The organism is Bacillus sp. 105MF, from assembly GCF_000374885.1.
In the GTDB taxonomy this organism is placed as follows: Bacteria; Bacillota; Bacilli; order Bacillales; family Bacillaceae_G; genus Bacillus_A; species Bacillus_A pseudomycoides.
On record NZ_KB895586.1, the window covers coordinates 58,542 to 77,854 of the forward strand.

Sequence of the window (19,313 nt, forward strand, 5' to 3'; positions counted from 1 at the left end):
ACACTCCTTATATGTGGGATATTATATAATATGCATGTTTGAAAAAAAGCATATATATAAAAGAAAAAACAAACGATGGCCTCGTTTGCTTTTTAATATTGATAGGTTTCAAGTGTAGAATGAATCATATTTGAGAGGGAAAAGGATTTTTCGACTTGTTCTCTTGCCGCTTTTCCTAAACATTTTCTTAAGTCTTGATTGTTATGAAGTAACTGGATTTTTTTTGCAAATTCTTTTTCAGAGTGATGGGAAATGAGAATTCCGGTTTCTTCATCTATAATAGCTTCTTGGATACCACCAACATCTACAGAAATAATAGGGGTTCCAGAAGCCATTGCTTCAAGGACTACCATCGGAAACACTTCTCTTAGGGACGTTAGAAGCAGCAAGTCCATACTGCAAATAAATTCATATGGATTAGATGTATTACCTAAAAGCTTCACCTTATGATTTAACTTGAAATCGCGAATCATTTTTTCAATAAGGTCCCGTTCAGGTCCATCTCCAGCAATATAAAACATTACGTTACGTACATCTTTTAACTCATTTGCAATTTTTAAAAAAAGTTCATGGTTTTTCTCTTTTGATAATCGGGCTAAAATTCCGATATTGAGGGTTTCTTTAGGTTGTATTTGTTGAAAAGAAAAATGTTTTACATCAACACCATTGTAAATCGTTCGGATAAGGTCTTTTCTTATACCCAATTGCAGTAATCTCTCTTTCTCGAAGTTACTCACTGCGATAATTTGATTAACATGTTGATTTAACACTTTTTTAAATAGTGCGGGAAACTTTTTTTCAAGTATTGTAACATTATGTTTTGTATAAATGAGCTTAATTCTTTTTTTCGTGATTTTTTTAATTACGATAGAATACAGTAACATTCTAAAACTATTTGCATGGATAACATCAATGTCCAATTTCATCACTTGTTTACTTAATGTATAGAGGTTAGCAGGATGATTTTTTAAACTTAAAGGAATAAAATGATGCTTATTATGAATTTGATGATACAACTCACCTGTGGCAGCTGCTGAATAAAACGTCATATTTTCATCTTTGAGATGGTTTTCTAATTTGCAAAAATACATCTCAGCGCCACCTGTTATGAGTTTATCGGTTAATAGTAGAATATTGTTCATTTTTTATTTCCCCCCACTGGTCATAGAAGGAGGTCGGTCTCCTCTGTTTTTCTTGTATGCATGATAGGCATATTGACTAAAATAAAAGTTGGTTTTTACAAAGTTTAACTTTTCTTGGTTTCGTAAGAGTTTCCAATATCGGTAGGCAGCTTTTAATTTATTCCTTGAAGTAGAGTTACTTACAATACGATATTTAGATAAAATCTTTTGTAAGCCATAGGCCTGATATCCTAGCCGTAATAATGCTAACCATAGGGCAGTATCTTCAGGCTGGATAGCGGGCATTTCAATTTGTTTAAATTGATGCCTATCTAACATCACGGTTAAACAGCCAATCGTCGTATTTCCCAGCAGATATTTATAATCTACAACTTTCGGTGCATTAACTTTAATATCCATTGAATTTCCTTGTTCGTCAATTAAAGAATAAGAGGTAAAAGAAAAAGCAAGATTATCTTTTTGCATAAAAGCGACTTGTTCTTCTAGTTTGGTAGGTAACCAGAGATCATCGCTGTCTAAAAAGGCAATATAATCTCCTTGAGCTTCTTTTAATGCTATATTTCTAGCTCTAGCAGCACCAGCATTTTGAGTTAAAGTAATAAGTTTAATTCGTGGGTCTTTTTCTATATATTGTTTGATGACATGAACGGAGTCATCTTTCGACTTATCATCAACGATAATCATTTCCCAGTTAACATATGATTGGGCCTGAACGGATTCAATGGTTTCTTTTATAAATGGAGAACTGTTATACGAGGGGGTTATAACGGAAACCAATGATTCGCTATCTTTTTTGGTGTATATCATAAAAATCAGCCTCTTTTCTTTCATATACAGAAATATATTTTAAAGTAATTGCTAAAAAGGAGAAAAGCGCTTCATTAATCATGAGAGAAAGGGATACCATCTGCAATAAAAAAGCAAAAAGTGTAAGAATAATAAAAGGTTTTTCAATATGCAATTTAGTTCTAAAGAGCTTGATAATGAACAGTAATAAAAAAGAAAAGTAAAAAAGAAAACCAATAATTCCAGCCTCTACTAAGATTTCTAGATATGTATTATGAACATATAGTTTTTCATTATGTTCAAATGCGTAATAATCCGAGAAATTAAAGGCACCGATTCCCAAAAGGGGATGGGACATAAAATAGTTAATCGCCTGTTTCCATAATTCAAATCGACCACTTCCATTATCAGAAGAAAAATCATTGATACGGCTGGAAATGATCTGATTCAAATCGATTTGCATAAAAGAACATGCGGCGTAGATTACAACTAGGCATAACAGAGCAACAAGTATCATTTTTACCTTTTTAAGAAAATCCGCTAATATTATATACAAAATGATAACGAGTATTAGGGCGACAATACCGCCTCGAGAAAAAGTAAGAAGGTTGGTAATTATACATAAGATAAATCCAAAGGAGTTTTTAAATCCTTTTAAGTGTGTTAAATAAAAAGAAAAAAACAATGTATTATAAAAAATGAAGATGTTTGGGTCATCAAGTAGTCCAATTAACCTTGGATAATCTCTATCTAATAATAATCCGTAAGAAGTAATCTCAACGCCTGTTGGGGATCCCCCGGTTATCTGTAGTCCAATTATGTACAATAACAAACTAATCATGTTAAATAGTATCCCGACATTTGCAATGGAAGCTTCAATAGCACGAATTGAAGCTTGCTCCAGCATATATCTCATGATGAAATAGCAGATAAGGACAAGGATTACTCCTAGAATGACGCGAATACTTGATTCTGGATACTGTGAAAAAGCACCACTTAGACAATAGGTAAAATAAAATAAAAGCAATAAAATTTCATAATGATAAAGGGGACGGAAGTAAAAGTCTCGAAAATAAATACAGAAAAAAATGGCTAAAAAAATCATGTAAATTTTTAATGAAAAACCGATGGACAAATTATATTTACTAAGTGTAATAAAAAATAACAAAAGAAAGACTTCTAAAGTAGAAGTATTTCTTTTAATTTGTAATCTTTCCATTCCCTCGTTGTCTCCCGTCTTTTAAATGGTTGATATTCTGTTGTTTTTTCTTTCTTATAAAATCTTTAATCAAGTTCCGAGTAGCTTGATCAAATAGTAAAACCATCGTAGACATTAAGATAATGGTAGAGAACATGGCTATAAAAGGAAACTTATATAATAAGTAGTGTAATAGGATAAAACTTATCGAAAAGTAGGATCCGTATGGAATAACAACTTTGGTTAATACTGTTTTTCTGATTGGATTAGCTAATATATAACCAATAAATGATACGATTTCCATCGTTAAAACAGAAAAAGCTGCCCCCGCTATTGCATAAGTAACACTCAGATAATAAAAAGACACTAAGCCAATAGAGATGGTTATAAACTGAACAATAGTACGGCGATTTTGCAGCCCTCTTGTTGTGAGACCATCAGCAATGGCGATGTTAAATCCTTGTAAGACAATAATAAAGGACAATATTTTTAAAGGTTGAACCGCAGATCCCCATTTATCTCCAAATAAAATCGTGATCAGATAGGGGGATAAGTAGAATAAAGTTATTGTCATACACATCCCAATCAAGGACATGAATTTCATTTGCAGGATATTTAATTCTGTATGTTTCTTTACCTCCCCATGACTATGATGCTTAAATAACAGTGGGAAAAATGCACCTGCAATAACCCCTGGTATTTGATAGAGAGCTGAGGGGATTCGGTAAGCTACTGCAAAGAGACCAACAAGCCCTAAGGGAAGTGTTTTTTCTAATACTAATGGACCTAGTTGAGGAGTTAATATAATAAATAACCCACTAATTAAGAACGGGCTAATATTGATCAATAATTCTTTTTGAAAAGGGACTTTCCATTTGAATTCCATGTTTTTTCTGAGTAAATACAGGCAGTAAATGCCTCCAGCTAAATAAGAAAAACCATATAAAAAAGCTGTTACATGTATATCCACTTTTAAGCTTATACACAAAATGGTTAATGTGACTAATACAATGGCTGAGAAGATTTTTATGGATGCAATAAATTGCATTCTTTCAGATAATTGAAAGTAGGTTATGCCTATGCTTTGCAGCACTAGGCCGATGATTAAAGGAATCATTAAACTATACATCATATAAAGAATTTGTTGTTCATGATAAAAGACGTGGATACCGAAAGAAAAAATAACAAATGTTAAAAGTAAACATACTACTCGAACTTTTATATAAGAAAAAAATGTAGTGCCTGGGTTTTCCTTTTTTGCTCCTTCTCGAAGGAACGTATTACTGACTCCTAAATCTGTAAAAAAATGCATGACCATGGAAAGAGCTAGTGCTACACTAAATATTCCATAGTTCTTTGAGTTAAAGTAATTTGCCAATAGTATGAGCGTACTTGCATTTAAAACATTAGCTAAAATCGTGCTGTAAAGTAAGTGGAATATATTTTTAATAATTGAGTTTGTTTTCTTATTCACTTATTTCTCTCCCAATTCACAACTGTAAAGTCACTTAAGTACAGATGTAGGTTCTTTTTCACTAGGTAAAATAGCGTCTTTTTGCTTAAGGTAATAATCATATGTATTCGCAAGACCTTTTTCCAATGCATATATAGGTTGCCAGCCTAATTTTTGAATGCTCTTTTTATTGCAGAGTAAACTTTTTTTGACGTCACCGTCTTTTGCAGGTTGGTAAATGGGGGAAACATTTTGTACACTAATTTGTGCAGCTTGGTGAACTACAAAGTCAGGTTTAAACGCCTCTATCGCTTTTTCTAATGATCTTTCATCTTCTACATTATCAAAGAAAGCTATACTTTTCGAATGAACATTATTTACGGATCAGGTGGATAAGTTATCATACACAGCCACTTCATAATGATTATGAATTAATTTGTCTACAATATGGGATCCGATAAATCCGAAGCCCCCCGTTACTAGCACTTTCTTCATTTTTTATTCTTCCCTTCAATATTTATCTAGCTCCATTTCCGGTAAATACAATGGCCAATGTTTGACATAAAATCTTGATTTCCATAGCGAATGATCTATGCTGGATATAGTATAAGTCGAATGCTAATTTTTCTTCGGGAGTTAGATCATATCCACCATTCACTTGCGCCAATCCTGTTATTCCAGGCGTTACAAGTAAACGATGTTTAAAATTAGGCAATGACTTATCAAACCTTTTATAGAAATATTCTCTTTCAGGTCTAGGGCCAATGAGTGACATATCTCCTTTTAACACGTTAATAACTTGAGGGATTTCATCAATTCTAGTTTTTCTTATAAACGTACCTATTCTTGTAACCCTAGGGTCCTCTTTACTTGCCCACTGAGGACCGTTTTTTTCAGCATCTAAAAACATGGAGCGTAACTTTATTAATTTGAAATCTTTTCCGTTTTTTCCTAGACGCCGTTGATAAAAGAAGGGAGAACCAGTTGATTCGATTGGGATAAGGATGCAAAAAAGAACTAAAATGGGTGATAAAAGTAACAGCATGAAAAGCGAAAAAACAAAATCTATTAGTCGTTTAACAAGAAGGTAGGATGAAGTTGATAGAGATTGTACTTGTATTTCTACCTGTCTATCAATCTTTATTTTTGGGTCCAAAAGTTACCCCCCTTTATGAAATAATGACTGTACCGATTATTTCATGTTTGCTATGTTCTAGTTGTTTTTTTACATTCGCAATCTTATCTAACTTATCACGGCCTTCCTGTATCACTAAAACAATGCCATCACAATGTTTCGCGAGGATTTGTGCATCTGGTGTGTTTAGGAAATCGGATGTGTGAAACAGAATGATATCAAAATGCTCTTTCCACTCCTCAATTAGGATTGGGAAGGTCTCTAATGTTAACAATGCCACTGGCTCATAAAGATCTTCACCTGTAGATAAACAAGATAGATAATCCGTTATTTTTATTGTAGTATCCTTATTTTGCTCTCTTAGGAGTAAGGTGGTTAGGCCAAATAAATGATCGATATTAAACACATGATGTAAAGAAGGTTGACGCAGATTCGCATCCACTACCAACACTCGTTTTCGTTGTTCTGAAAAAGTTAGGGCCAAATAAGCAGTAGCATTGGTTATATTTTGTGTTTGTGCAAGTGAAGTAATCATTAATATTGGTTTTTCCTTTTGAAGGTTCGGTTCAATATGGTTACATATGCTATAAAATCGTTCTTTGATGGTGATATCGTATGGATTAAAGAAATATTTCCTCTTAAATTTGATGGTCATTATGTTCACCTTGTTTCATTGAAGATAAGCTTTTATAAGCTGTTTTTTGCTTGTTGTTTCTTTTTTTGGTATTTAAGTTCACTCTTCCTAATAATGGGAGTCCAAGATGTTCGAGTTCTCGATTGTTGTAAGTTGAATCATCAAAGTGTTCTCGTAGAATTGCCAAGCCAATTCCGACAAAAAAGCTAATTATGATTGAAATGGCTATAATGAATTTGGGTTTTGGAAAAAGCAGTTCGGCTTCTTCCGTCACCCCGGAATCACTAAGAATATTAAGGCGGTTTACATTTGCATAGTCTTTAAATTTAGATATGGATTGCTTTGCGACGGATTGTGCAATTTTCTTAGCTAATTGTGGATTAGAGTCTTTCACTGAAATTGTAATAATCTGTGAATCATTTCTATTAGTAACGGAAACCTGTTTAAGCAAATCATAGCTTGAACGAGTTAGCTTTAACTCTTCTTTTACACCTATCATGATATATGGGCTTTTTATGATATCCATATATGAAAGAGCTAGCTGTTTGTTATCTTGTACTCTATTTACTGGATTTTCCTCTTTTTCTACGCCTAAAGATCCAGCAAGAACTTGAGTGGAGTACTGATAAATCGGTTTCATAAGGTACATGGATGAAATAATAATGAACCCGCTAGTACAAATTGTCGTAAGTATAATAATTAAGAATCGCCTTTTTAAAACTTGCATAAACTCTTTTATTTTTACTTTTTCATTCATCTAGTTCACCACTTTTTCAATTTAATAGTAGAGTTTTGGCGTGATTTTCCGAATGGGAATTATCACTTTTGATTTTGAAAAGGTCCTTATAACATTTATACTAGGGTGAAAAAATTATAAACCTAGCATCTGAACAAAAATTGAACAGAATGCTTCCTCCTAAATTTTTACTATGTAGGGCATAGCCACATCGTCATCAAGCTAAGAGTGCCAAGAGGGTATATGTGAGTATATTTTTTGAAATTTCTATGACTACAAAAAAGGTGTACATAACAAATAAATTAATCAAATGGCTACTTAAATAAAGAAGTCGATTATTATGCTAATGTTCTTATAAATCTAAATAATAAGTGTTTTTTCTGAATATTTATGGTAATATTTTGATATAAATTGTATTTTATTGAAAATACTAGTAATTTTTGGGTATATTTAACTTTTCGCAAATTTATTTATAAATCCATAAATGTATGAATTAAAATGTTTGGTTTTTATATGAAGCTTTATAATCTTATCTAGTTAAAAGGAGAATATAATGAATCATTCTATGGATATACAATATTTGTGTGATATTTTATATAAAACATTTCAAGTATCTATTCAATTTTTATCTACAGATGAAAAAATCTTATATAAATCTACTTCTAATGATATTTGCAGTCCTTTTTATTCTTCTAAGGAAGAACAACTTAGTGAAATTTTTCAGGAAAATGATCTCTATGATTTTCCGCTTATGAGAGGGAACAGTTATCTAGAAAATTTCGTTTTTATTCACATATTAGATCATGAATATATAAAAGGAACCTTTGTTATTGGACCCTCTACATATCCCAAGGTATCAGAAGATATGGCCATTAGACTTATGAATGAATTTGGGGGAAATGTTAGAATACAAGATGGAATTGAATACTATCATTCCATACCTGTGATAAAAAAAATAACTTTAATTGATATAGGAATTTTATTACATTACATAATTTTTAAAGAAAAGTTAGATGTAGGTGCTGTTTGGAGAGAAAATAAATTATTGGAGAAAACCTCCTATGAAATTGCGAATCCTGATTTATATATTTCAGCCCGGCGTCAAAATAATTCTGATCATTATGATATATCATTGGAACGGAAAATTTTCACAAGCATTAAAGAAGGGGACAAAGAAAAATTAATAAAATATGCATATGCATTTCCGCAAGAAGATGCTGTAATTTCATCAAAAAGAAATCAACTAAGAAATCAAAAAAATAATGGAATAATGGCCATTACTTTAGCTACTCGTTATGCAATAGAGGGGAATCTCCCGCCAGAAATTGCTTTTTCGCTTAGTTCTCTCTATATGGAGACCATTGAACAACTAGATAACATGTATTCGGTCAATAGATTAATTGAGGACGCTTTATGTGCTTTTGCTGATCGTGTTAAAGAATATAGTATTCAAAGATATTCGAATACAATTACTACATGTTTAAATCATATTAGAAAAAACATTTACCATGAAATATCTCTCAATAATCTCGCTACGTTGCTTGACATTAATCCTACTTATTTATCTAAATTGTTTAAAAAAGAAGTAGGAATTCCTTTAAGTGAATATATTCAAAGGGAACGAGTAGAAGAAGCAAAAAAACTATTAACATTAACTACATATCCATTATCAGATATTTGTGCTTGGCTTAACTTTTATGATCAAAGTTATTTCACAAGAGTTTTCAAAAAAATATGTAACATGACTCCTAGACAATATCGTGAAAAGCATACCGTGATATAGGCTTGATATCTTAACAGCTAGGTGAGATATGTGTAATACTTGATCACATATATATAATGCATCAACTCAATTTACCTCGCTATTTATAAGAAATAATACTCTTACCTCAAAAACTTTCTCTGTTTATCCCGCATTAACAGGCAGTAAGACCCCCACCTCAAAATTCAGCAAAAGCAAAGAAGATAGGTGGGGGATCCTGCCCGTAAAAGCCCGATTGGTCGGGCTAATAATCAGTGGGGATGAAGAAAACCCCCACTGATTAAAGTTTCACTTTATTTGAAAATATGTAGAATCCATTTCCTTATAATTCTGCTCACTACATGAACATAATAAGGAAATAGATTTTAATACTTTAAGATTTCCACCTTTACTTTCAGTATGTAATAGTGCAGAAAGAATATTAAAAAATCCATTTGAATTAATATAGGAATAGAATGCGATAGCTAAGAAACTTTTGCTTTTCCATGTTTACCTTTTTAGCGTGGATTAAATGAATGTTCGAAATAAAAAAGAATCCCTTATTCTTTATGGAATTCTTTTTTTAGCTGCCTATTAAAGAATAATCATTCCGTATTTTCATTTTTTACCAATACATGTTATATTTGGTAGCATACAATATTTTGTGTAAATATACTTGTCTTGTGAATAGGGAAAATACAAGAGATTTTTAAGTTTGCGACTAAACGAATTAAGAGAGGAGTACCCCTCTTAATGAATGAAAGTGCATTTATATAAGCAACTAGAGAAAAGTATCACAATTCTTAAAAGAAAGAGTAGATTTGCCAATTTCTTTCGCGTAAGTAGGAAGACGTAGCGAATAGTCGAAATGATTGCTACCAACGAACAATCGATACAAAATATGGGGAAATATAAGCTTTATCTGTTCCTTGTGATCAAAACGGATCCTTTCAAACGCAATCATTCGCTCCATATCATCGTAGAAATGGATGGCTAGTATTCGTATGTATCAAATTGAAATGAGTATATAGAACGCATTTTAGAACTCCATTATTCTCCTGCAACTGTAAGTAACATTATAATTCTGTAAACAACAAGATTGAAGTCACCTTGTATTTTAATAAAAATCTTTTTAGTAGGTGTAATATGATGAAAAGATATGAGGAGTTTGACTCTCTAAGAGGATTAGCAGCACTTCTTGTAATAATCGGGCATCATATGATGCTATTGCCTGCGTATGAAAATTATCAGTATGAGTTAAACAGTCCCTTCATAATTTATTTATTCAAGGAAACTCCTTTACGTCTTTTTTTTAGTAGCGGCAACGAATCTGTTATTCTCTTTTTTGTATTGAGTGGTTTTGTTTTGTATTTATCTATTAATAATGAGAAATTTCATTATGATACATACATAATAAAACGGATTTGCCGAATTTATATACCATATTTAGTAGCAATCAGCATTTCTATTATTGCTAAAATGCTTTTTAGTCGTAATGATATGCCATTTATTAGTGATTGGTTTAGTAAATCATGGACCACTGCAGATACACCAGCTTTATTATTACAACATCTTGTTTTTATCGGTGAGTATAACACAGACGCATATAACAATGTTATATGGTCTCTTGTTCATGAAATGAGAATTTCGATTATATTTCCATTTCTGACTTTCTTTTTTATACGCAAAAGGCTCAAATATTCCTTATTATGGTTTATCGTTCTAAGTTTTTCTTCGACTATGGGTTTGTATTTGTTTAATCCTAGTGGAAGCATAACTAGTAGTTTTTTAAGTTTTCACTACATCACTCTTTTTTTTATGGGAGCTCTATTAGCGAAGTATCGTTATTTTATTTTCCATTATGTTTTAAATATGAATAAAATGATGAAAATTGCATTACTGCTAATTGTAATTATTTGTTTTATGTACGAAGGAATGATTGGCGAAGTGGATTTTTTGAACAATTATGTACTGAGAGACTACGTTGTCTCATTTGGGGTTTGTATGGTAATGATTATGAGTATCTCTTCATGGACATTTAGTGCGTTATTAAGAAGAAAAGTATTTGTTTTTCTTGGAAAGATTTCTTATAGTCTTTATTTATATCATCTTGTTTCTTTATTCTCAGTTATGTATTTATTTTATGATAAACTACCTACCATATTAATAGTGTTTCTTTCCTTTTCTCTTTCTTTTTTACTATCTTCATTGGGGTATCTATTTATTGAAAAACCCTGCATAAACCTTGGGCGGTATTTAACTAGGAGATGGAGAAATATATTCTGGAAGGAAATAAAAATAAGGGATCGGATTTCATAGGAGTTTATATAGTAAGAGATCAAAGTTGAATCTTCTCGAACATGTAAAGAAAAAACGAGGATGTTAGATATAACAGAATCGGATATTTTCAAATTCATCTTATAGAAAAACATTCGTAAAAGCCGCTTCATTATACGATAGAGGGCTGGGGGAAAACGAGCTGGGCATTTGCGGAAGGCATTTTCCCTTAAAAGGATTGACAGCAACCTATATAAAGAAACATTTAGAATGTGACATTCGAGAGAGACAGGATGTAAACGTTGTTGTACCTATGTGCAAGGCTTGTGATGCATGGTTCGATGAAGGATATATTACTGTGAATTCGTTAGGATATGTAGATTGCATAGAGGATATGAACTCTGGAAAAATTGTAAAATTCACTAAATGAACTTACGAAAATAAACGGTAGAAAGTGTTTTTATTGGAATCAGGAAAATAAGAAATATTTTGAATGGCACTATCATTATCATAGAATGACAACTTAAAAATTCAGAACTTTGGTGAGGGGAAAATCCAGTTGTTTGATCCAGAATCTTTTCAAACGATTCGATATACAAAACAAAAGTAAATGAGAGGGAATTTGGGACGAGGTTGTCATGAACCTAGTCCTTTCTTCATATGGAGGGATAAGTCTGAAACCTTTCTGATTACGGAATCGTCATCCTTTTGTATAGGTAGGAATTATTTGACGATTCTAATTATTTACCCGTAGGCGCATAAGTGTCGTTATCCCTATATCTATCATATTTATATAGTTCTCATAGACCACTGTGATGGAGTGAATTTTTGTTTTGAGGTAACTTATTTTCTTAGTTTGATAGGCATGGGGTGCTCCCCCTATAAATACAGATTAAAAGTATTGTTGCTGTAGATATCCTGAATAAAAGGTATACTTTGATTAATATTTTTTAATTTATACGATAAAAAAGATAGATGCAGTAGAATGTTCTACCACTATCTATCCTTTTTATCGTATGAATTATTGTGCTTTAAATTCGATTACTTGCTCTTGATTGATTGTTTTACCATCTAAAAGACCTTTTGCTGTTATGTAAATAATTGTTTTCTTAGAGTCTTCCAGCTGACCAATTGCATACTTTACATTGAAGTTATCATTGCTTAGTCGCCACTGTTCACCATTCCATCTACCAGTTATTTTTTGACCATCAGCAGCTTCAATTTTATCATCGTAATTTAGTGTACCAAACTCTGTTTTTAATGTATTGCTAGCAAAATCAATTTGAACTTTGTTTAATAATTTGATTGGAGAACTCGTTTGAATCTCGTATACATTGTCACTGATCTTTTTGAAGTGAATTTTGCCTTCTTGTCCTTTAACAAGTTTCATATATTGATCAGATGATAAGAAGAATTCATATTCTTCTTGTGTAATTCCCATGTTTTCATGGTAAGGTAATCTTTCTCCAGGTTGTACTGTTTTTAAATATTCTATGTACCAATCATAATTTTTCTGAATACTCGCTTGCGTTTTTTTCGTAATTTCCTCAAATTTTTGTTTCTTATCTTCTTGCATTTGTATTGTCATAATATCAGCAGGTGTTTCTGATTTTACTAATAATGGTGTGATGAAATCTTTTGTACTCTGATTGGTAGGTGATAAAACTTCTTCAGTTTTTTTCGGATTCGTATCCTGTTTATCCTCATTTTTTGTAGATTTAGTTGTTTCTTCTGCCGCAGTCTTTTTTGTATCGACTAGTTTACTTTCAGTAGAATTATTACATCCAGCCAATAAAAAGAAAGTTGTAAGTGTCCCTAGTATGATTTTTTTCATTAAAAATTCCCCCGTATTTTTTTCATAAAAACAAACAATACCATAATTATACATTGGGAATATTACCATAACAATTCGCTATTTTTGAAAGTATGTTAAATTCTTCAATTTCTAGTTATTAGTATTGATTATTTGCAGCATATTACAGGTGATTCGACCAATAGAGGAAACGTGTTTCAAGAAATGGGTGAGGTTTCCCGTAAACTGTTAGCACGTGATTTAAACGTGTGCGTCGTAGTGCTGTCGTAATTGTCCCGCGGGGTAGAGTCGCGTCAAGATAAGCGTCTGCTTTGGTCTGATCTAAGGGAGAAAGGGCAGATTGAGCAGAATGCGGGTGTGATTATGTATCGGGATGTTTATTATGATAAGGAGACGGAGTATAAAGATATAACAGAAATTCAGATAGCAAAGCAATGAAATGAACTTGTTGGGATGATGAAGCTGCGGTTTTTGAAGGAGTTTGAGAAGTTTGTGGAGGGGTTAAAAACAGACTAGTTCAAACTGATAAAATTCTTGAACTAGAACCACAAAAAAGAGCAGTGCTAATGCTCTTTTTTATTAATTGTCCAAGTGAATACTGAAAAAAGCACTATTTAGTAGATAGATTACTGTCTACTTATGCTGCCTTCCTATTACAATACCGCTCACCATATATAAAACGGAAGCAATATAAAAAATGGTACCAATCGTTAAAAAATCTACTAGATACCCTGTTGCAATGACAGCTACTGCACCGCCAACTGTAAAAATATTTTGAGACTGCATCACTTGCACAGCAAGACCATATGGATTTACTTTCTTTTGAATATCATCCCATGTCACGCCGCTTTGCACGCGAATTCTCTTCTTCTCTGGATCAAACTCTAATATTTTGTTATAACCTTTCATATCTAGCACTGTACCATTTGGATAATAGGTCTGTCCGCCTTGGCTATGCTGCATTCCCGCAATTGAAATCTTCTCACCTGAAGCATTTGCATCTTTAACTAGCTTCTTTAAGGTCTGCTCATCTTCCACATTTTCAACCCGTTTAATCTTTGTAGGAAGCAATCTGCCCACATCACTCATAACAGGATTGGCTATTTGTTTTGTATATGTATATATAGATGCCATACATAATAAGCTGTATACAGTAATACCTATTATTATTGTTTGTTTTTTCAACATACACTCTCCTTTTTTCGTGATAGTATAAAGAATTCAATGTATATTCGAGATTTATATTATATCTTTTTCTGAAGCCAAGGAATATTATGTAAATAAAAAAGCACGTTATCGGAAGAAAAGTTTCTTCTGTGACAACGTGCTCGTTCACATGTATAGAACTCGATAGGAATACATCCTGAGAGCCATCAGCAGGGGAGGAGTGACCCCCTTACTGATGGTAATTTTACGTTATTGCACGCCACTCTCTAAAATCGAGAATTTCTTTTTCTCACAATCAATCTCTGCCATTACACCATAAGGTAGAATAAACTTAGGTTCGGTATGACCAAAGTTTAAATTATAAAGAATCGGTAAATCTTCTAAACGATATTCTTTCATAACTGTTAGAATTTCATGTTTATATTCTTCATAATATTTCTCGTCTTTCGGTTTGCCGAAAATGATTCCATTCGTGTTTTGTAAAATGCCTTGCGCTGCATAATTTCGTAACCAATATCTAATATAAGTTGGATCTGGCTTGTCTTCAGATGTTTCAAAGAATAGAATGCTGTTTTCCCAATATTTTTTCTCAGGCCAAAGTTCTGTTCCTTTTGCGAATTCCAGTACTTCTATACAACCTCCGATTAAACGGCCTTGTACGATGCCGGATCCTTGAAGGAGTTCATATCCAGTATTTTGTTGCATAGTGCGACGTGTATGTTTGTTCGATTCAATCCATTCCAAACGCTCACTTGTCCATTCTGTAGCGGGTTGAATGTTGCCAATCGTCTCATTTGAAAAAAGGATTCGATTTACCATTTCAATCGTATATGGATCCATTTCAACGTTTTCAGCAAAATCGGTTAAAATAGCTGGACCGTAAAAAGAAGAAATGCCTGCTTTATGACAAAATAAATGTGGAATGGTCACATCTGAATAGCCCATAAAAATTTTTGGATTCTCACGTATAACATCAAAATCAATATAAGGAAGCAGGCGAATACTATCTTCTCCGCCAATATTCGCAAAGATCCCTTTAATACTTTTATCTTGAAATGCCGTCATTAGATCTATCGCACGGGCTTGTGGATTCTCGTAAATATAATCTGAACCTTTCAAACTATTTGGCATAGGTACAACCACAAGACCAAAAACTTCTTCTAACCTTTTTATCCCTTGCTCATAACGCCATCTCAGTTCCGGATCGCCTGCGCCTCCCCAAGAAGGACTAATTGTCGCGACGCGATCTCCCGGTTGTAATCTCTTTGGTTTTCTTAACACATTAACTCCCACCCTTATATCATTCGATTCACTATACGATTCACATAGTTGAAGAATATAGCATATGACCTTTTTCTACATGATCAAAAAATTCCCTGCTATTATGCTAGAGGGGGGAGAATGCAATTGTTTGTCTTTTTTCTTATTTTTCACCTGGATTATGGAATGGAAAAATATTATGTAATTCAAGTAAAAGTCGTCCTGTACGTTCTACGTTCATTGGATTTTCACTTTGCGCTGTATATTCCTCTAGTCTCCAAGAGGGTAGCTCTTCTCCTTCATTTGGTAAATCATAATCTCCACCGCATGGATCAGATAGACGATATAGAATCTCGTTAATAGCTGATCTAGCTATCCAGTACGCAAACAATCCTATCTTTTCAGGCGAGATTCCTGCTTGCACCATTTCTTTTATAATCAAATCGTTTGAAGCGGGAGTCGCTTGTTCATTAGCACGTTCATTAGAGCGTTGAACCCAGCCTTCACTGTCATATAAATACATATCTAATATTTCTTGCAAGGGTCTTAAAAAACGAAAGCTAGCAAGAACAGCTTCATTACCTTCTATCTCATCCTTAGCCCAATATTCCGGAGACTGTACACCGAATTCTTTTAATATTTCGGTTACATTTTCTTTCGTTGGTTCTTTTTTTAACTCTTCTAAAAGGGGGATTAAATTATTCTTCATATCATTCATATGGTCTCTCCTTTGTTTGTATTTTCTGGTAATCCTGTATTCATTATAATATTAAAAATTAAGATTCGGTTAAAACAGTAACAGTAATTCCTGTAAAAACTTTTGCAACTACTTGGCTGCAAAGGGAACGAGTTATTGTTAGCTTCGTGACAATAGGGTACTACTAAATAAGAAGAAACAGCTTGTTTACATACGAATGTTAGATTGGGATGCTGAAAAATTTTGGAGGGACAACAATGACTACTCTTCGTAAAAAGATGATGGGACTAACATTAGCGGGAATAGTAGCACTAGGTTCGTTAGGTGCAGGAAGCATGATGAACGATAACGAGGTAAAAGCTGCGGCAAAAAAAGCAGGGCAGCAACCCAAAAATGTCATTATGATGGTTATGGATGGGACAAGCTCCTCAGCTGTAACATTGGCTCGGTGGTATAAAGGGGCACCTCTTGCGCTAGATCAAATCGTATCAGGAGGTGTTCGTACTTATTCGGCAGAATCAGCTATTACGGATTCTGCACCGGCAGCAACAGCTTTAGCGACAGGAAATAAAACAAATTCAAGCTACGTGGGTGTATTACCTTCTATTGTGAATTCACCTGGCGTAGAACCAATCAAAGAAGAATGCAAGTTTCGTCCAGTTGCCAACGTCTTAGAAGGCGCAGAACATTCTGGCCGCGCAACAGGAATTATTGCTACATCGGAAATTCAGCATGCTACTCCGGCTGGTTTTTCTGCTCACCATGTTATTCGCAAAAATTTTGAGGTGATTGGTGAGCAGCAAGTGTATCAAAATATAGAAGTCGTGTTAGGCGGGGGAAAGGCAGTACTTCAGCCTGCGGCAAGCAGTGGAATCCGGCAAGACAACGAAGATTTAATAAAAGTGATTCAAGACAAAGGGTACGACTTTGTGGAAACAAAGGATGCCCTGTTAAACTCCAAATCCGATAAAATTTGGGGCTCGTTCTCAAATGCTGCACTTGCGTTCGATATGGATCGTGAAGCGACCAATCCTGAGCAGCCAACACTTTCCCAAATGACGAGAAAAGCAATTCAAACATTATCAAAAGATAAAGATGGTTTCTTCTTATTTGTAGAAGGCAGTAAGCCAGATTGGGCAGCACATGCCAATGATCCAATCGGGATGATTAGCGATGTATTGGCATTTGATGCTGCAGTTGCAGAAGCGTTACAGTTTGCGAAAAAAGATGGGAACACGATGGTCATTGCTTTAGCGGACCATGGTAACAGCGGTATTTCCATTGGTAATAAAAATACTACAAAAGGATATGATACCACACCGGTATCTGCCTACATTGCTCCACTGAAAAAGGCAAAAATGACACTTGAAGGTGCTACAAATAAACTAAAAGATGATTTATCTAATATAAAAGAGGTAGCTGCACTTTACGGTTTAGATAACCTAACTGATGATGAAAAAGAAAAGTTAAAAGCTGCACAAAAGAAAGCCGATGTAGGTCCAATCCTTACTAAATTATTGGCCAACCGTGCGAACATCGGTTTTACAACAGGTGGTCATACGGGTGAAGATGTATTCTTATACTCTTACGGCCCCGGGAGGCCATACGGTTTCGTCCAAAATACGGACATTGCGAAGACAATGGCCAAAGCAATGGGCTTTCACTTAGGAGAATTAACAAACAAATTATTCTTAGATGCTGAAATAGCCTTTAAACAAATTGGTGCAACTGTAACGATTGACAAAAAAGATGTAGCAAACCCGGTGCTTGTAGTAAAACACAATAAAGCGAAGGCTCAATTGTTTGTTAATAAAAATATGATCCGTATCGATGGAAAAGATTATGAATTAGGAAGCGTCGTTGTAGAAAGCAATGGGAAATTCTATGTACCTGAAAAAGCAATTCATCTATTCACAAAGCATTCTCGCTAAACTAAAAAAGAATCAAAAAGGCCTGCCAACCACTTAGCCTAGCTAGGCTAAGTGGTTGGCAATTTTCTTGATATTCTGTGCGGCAGCTATAAAGTTCAACTAATAATCAGTGGGGGTTTTCTCCATCCCCCACTGATTATTAGTTGAACCAATCGGGCTTTTACGGACAGTTCATCTCCCACCTAACTTCTTCGCTTCCACTGAATTTTGAGGTGGGAGTGTTACTGTCCGTTAATGCAGGATCAATCCAGTTGATTGGAAAACGAGAAAGGAAGAATCACAAGAGAAATTGCCTTTTTCATTTCCTATTATTTTAGGATTAGATGCTTCAGGTATTGTAGTGAAAGTAGGTACAAATATAACAAAATATAAGCCTGGTGATGAAGTGTATACAAAACTAGCGGATGTTATCATTTAAAGCTAAGTATGCTTCATAGTGATTCACCCTATGAGTCCCCACCATCGAATGAATCACTATGGCTTGCTGCATCGGAACTATCGCTGCTAGTTCCTGAATCATGGTCGATATTTGAATCTTCATTAGCATTTTTCATAGCTGCAGCAAGAAAAGATGTTGTCATCACTGCATTCATCCAATCTGCTTCAGCATCTTTGGTAGTTATGTTTGAGTCTTTATGTCCTGCTGTATCTGTTATTGAAGAATGTTTTTTTAGTTCTTTTTCAACAGAACGACGATTATTCATTTGTTTTCCGAAAATCTTCATGAGTACTAATAAGATGAAACAGACTATGGATATTATTAGGATAAACAAAATGAAGTATAAAGATAAATTCAATATCTCTGTCATATATATACCTTCCTTTCTTACGGGAGAGTTAATGCGTTAAATTCTTCCTGAAGTTTCGTATTTATCATAGGTACATGTCCTCTTTGAAATCCATTGTAAGGACTGAACTACATTATGTCCACATAACTATACTGGCTCCAATTACACATAGACCTACTATTCTAGTTTTATTTGTAAACATTTGGTATAATGTTATACTGGTATTATGATATTTTCATCTTCAGATTTATACATAATAGTTCATTACTCATGAAAGAAAAGAGGTCCAAAATGATGAGTACGAAAAAAACAGTAGCAATATCCACACTAGCTTTAGCAATGATAACAGGAGCTGACACCATTAATGCTGAAGTTCCTGATACCGTCAAAATACACGATTCTATCAAACAACATGCAGAAGAGAAGTTATCCGAACTAAAGCAGGCGAAACAAAATGCAGAAGAGAGAGCATCTGAATTAAAACAGGCGAAGCAAGATGCGGAAGAGAAAGTAGCAGAATTAAAACAGACGAAGCAAAATGCAGAAGAGAAAGTA

16 protein-coding genes and 3 pseudogenes are annotated in these 19,313 nt (G+C 33.8%); 6 read left to right on the forward strand and 13 right to left on the reverse strand.

The annotated features are described in order from the left end of the window. Window positions 1-92: 92 nt before the first annotated feature. The 8 genes from C564_RS0123750 to C564_RS0123780 form a co-directional block, all read right to left on the reverse strand. Window positions 93-1,142 (reverse strand): glycosyltransferase family 4 protein, encoded by a 1,050-nt coding sequence (locus C564_RS0123750; protein ID WP_018767107.1) that lies wholly within the window; start codon window positions 1,140-1,142, stop codon window positions 93-95. 3 nt (window positions 1,143-1,145) lie between these two features. Continuing rightward, window positions 1,146-1,949, reverse strand: coding sequence for a glycosyltransferase family 2 protein (locus C564_RS0123755; RefSeq protein ID WP_018767108.1), 804 nt, complete (start codon window positions 1,947-1,949; stop codon window positions 1,146-1,148). Continuing rightward, complete coding sequence (locus C564_RS0123760; RefSeq protein WP_018767109.1) at window positions 1,927-3,147, reverse strand: O-antigen ligase family protein; 1,221 nt, start codon at window positions 3,145-3,147, stop codon at window positions 1,927-1,929. Before C564_RS0123760 ends, C564_RS0123755 begins: the two co-directional genes overlap by 23 nt. Further along, a complete protein-coding gene (locus C564_RS0123765) occupies window positions 3,128-4,600 on the reverse strand; it encodes an oligosaccharide flippase family protein (protein ID WP_003195603.1) in 1,473 nt (490 codons plus the stop codon). Before C564_RS0123765 ends, C564_RS0123760 begins: the two co-directional genes overlap by 20 nt. 363 nt (window positions 4,601-4,963) lie before the next feature. After that, window positions 4,964-5,074, reverse strand: coding sequence for an NAD-dependent epimerase/dehydratase family protein (locus tag C564_RS36360; protein ID WP_116269061.1), 111 nt, complete (start codon window positions 5,072-5,074; stop codon window positions 4,964-4,966). A gap of 22 nt (window positions 5,075-5,096) precedes the next feature. Next, window positions 5,097-5,735, reverse strand: a complete 639-nt coding sequence (locus C564_RS0123770) for a sugar transferase (protein WP_003195604.1) — start codon at window positions 5,733-5,735, stop codon at window positions 5,097-5,099. A gap of 13 nt (window positions 5,736-5,748) precedes the next feature. Beyond that, on the reverse strand, window positions 5,749-6,369 hold the full coding sequence (locus C564_RS0123775; RefSeq protein ID WP_018767110.1) for a CpsD/CapB family tyrosine-protein kinase: 621 nt from the start codon (window positions 6,367-6,369) through the stop codon (window positions 5,749-5,751). Then, the gene (locus C564_RS0123780) at window positions 6,353-7,105 is read right to left on the reverse strand and encodes a YveK family protein (protein ID WP_003210286.1); all 753 of its coding nucleotides are present in this window, start codon (window positions 7,103-7,105) and stop codon (window positions 6,353-6,355) included. The genes C564_RS0123775 and C564_RS0123780 overlap by 17 nt, the downstream gene beginning before the upstream one ends. 532 nt (window positions 7,106-7,637) lie before the next feature. On the opposite strand from C564_RS0123780, the gene C564_RS0123785 reads away from it, so the two are divergent. Continuing rightward, a complete protein-coding gene (locus C564_RS0123785; protein ID WP_018767111.1) occupies window positions 7,638-8,867 on the forward strand; it encodes a helix-turn-helix domain-containing protein in 1,230 nt (409 codons plus the stop codon). A gap of 1,104 nt (window positions 8,868-9,971) precedes the next feature. Further along, on the forward strand, window positions 9,972-11,144 hold the full coding sequence (locus C564_RS0123790) for an acyltransferase family protein (RefSeq protein WP_003209830.1): 1,173 nt from the start codon (window positions 9,972-9,974) through the stop codon (window positions 11,142-11,144). Window positions 11,145-12,123: 979 nt separating this feature from the next. Here C564_RS0123790 and C564_RS0123795 read toward each other — a convergent pair. Next, window positions 12,124-12,936: a hypothetical protein gene (locus tag C564_RS0123795; protein ID WP_018767113.1), complete on the reverse strand. Its 813-nt coding sequence runs from the start codon at window positions 12,934-12,936 to the stop codon at window positions 12,124-12,126. 111 nt (window positions 12,937-13,047) lie between these two features. Between C564_RS0123795 and C564_RS37740 the strand changes: the two are divergent. Continuing rightward, window positions 13,048-13,431 (forward strand): annotated as a pseudogene (locus C564_RS37740) (DnaB-like helicase C-terminal domain-containing protein); the annotation flags it as partial. A gap of 213 nt (window positions 13,432-13,644) precedes the next feature. Here the strand turns inward: C564_RS37740 and C564_RS0123805 are convergent. From C564_RS0123805 to C564_RS0123815, 3 genes and pseudogenes are all read right to left on the reverse strand, one after another. Then, a pseudogene (locus C564_RS0123805) lies at window positions 13,645-14,100 on the reverse strand (FAD-binding oxidoreductase); the annotation flags it as partial. Window positions 14,101-14,331: 231 nt separating this feature from the next. Beyond that, window positions 14,332-15,363: a S66 family peptidase gene (locus C564_RS0123810; RefSeq protein ID WP_018767116.1), complete on the reverse strand. Its 1,032-nt coding sequence runs from the start codon at window positions 15,361-15,363 to the stop codon at window positions 14,332-14,334. 142 nt (window positions 15,364-15,505) lie between these two features. Continuing rightward, window positions 15,506-16,060 carry a hypothetical protein gene (locus C564_RS0123815; RefSeq protein WP_018767117.1) on the reverse strand — a complete coding sequence of 185 codons (555 nt, stop codon included), beginning with the start codon at window positions 16,058-16,060 and terminating at the stop codon, window positions 15,506-15,508. Window positions 16,061-16,296: 236 nt separating this feature from the next. On the opposite strand from C564_RS0123815, the gene C564_RS0123820 reads away from it, so the two are divergent. Continuing rightward, window positions 16,297-17,970, forward strand: a complete 1,674-nt coding sequence (locus C564_RS0123820; protein WP_018767118.1) for an alkaline phosphatase — start codon at window positions 16,297-16,299, stop codon at window positions 17,968-17,970. A 289-nt stretch (window positions 17,971-18,259) separates the two neighbouring features. Beyond that, a complete protein-coding gene (locus tag C564_RS0123825; protein WP_018767119.1) occupies window positions 18,260-18,388 on the forward strand; it encodes an alcohol dehydrogenase catalytic domain-containing protein in 129 nt (42 codons plus the stop codon). Window positions 18,389-18,416: 28 nt separating this feature from the next. On the opposite strand, the gene C564_RS0123830 is transcribed toward C564_RS0123825, so the two are convergent. Then, window positions 18,417-18,779 carry a hypothetical protein gene (locus tag C564_RS0123830; RefSeq protein ID WP_018767120.1) on the reverse strand — a complete coding sequence of 121 codons (363 nt, stop codon included), beginning with the start codon at window positions 18,777-18,779 and terminating at the stop codon, window positions 18,417-18,419. Between the two features lie 273 nt (window positions 18,780-19,052). On the opposite strand from C564_RS0123830, the pseudogene C564_RS36945 reads away from it, so the two are divergent. Further along, a pseudogene (locus C564_RS36945) lies at window positions 19,053-19,313 on the forward strand (cell wall anchor protein); the annotation flags it as partial.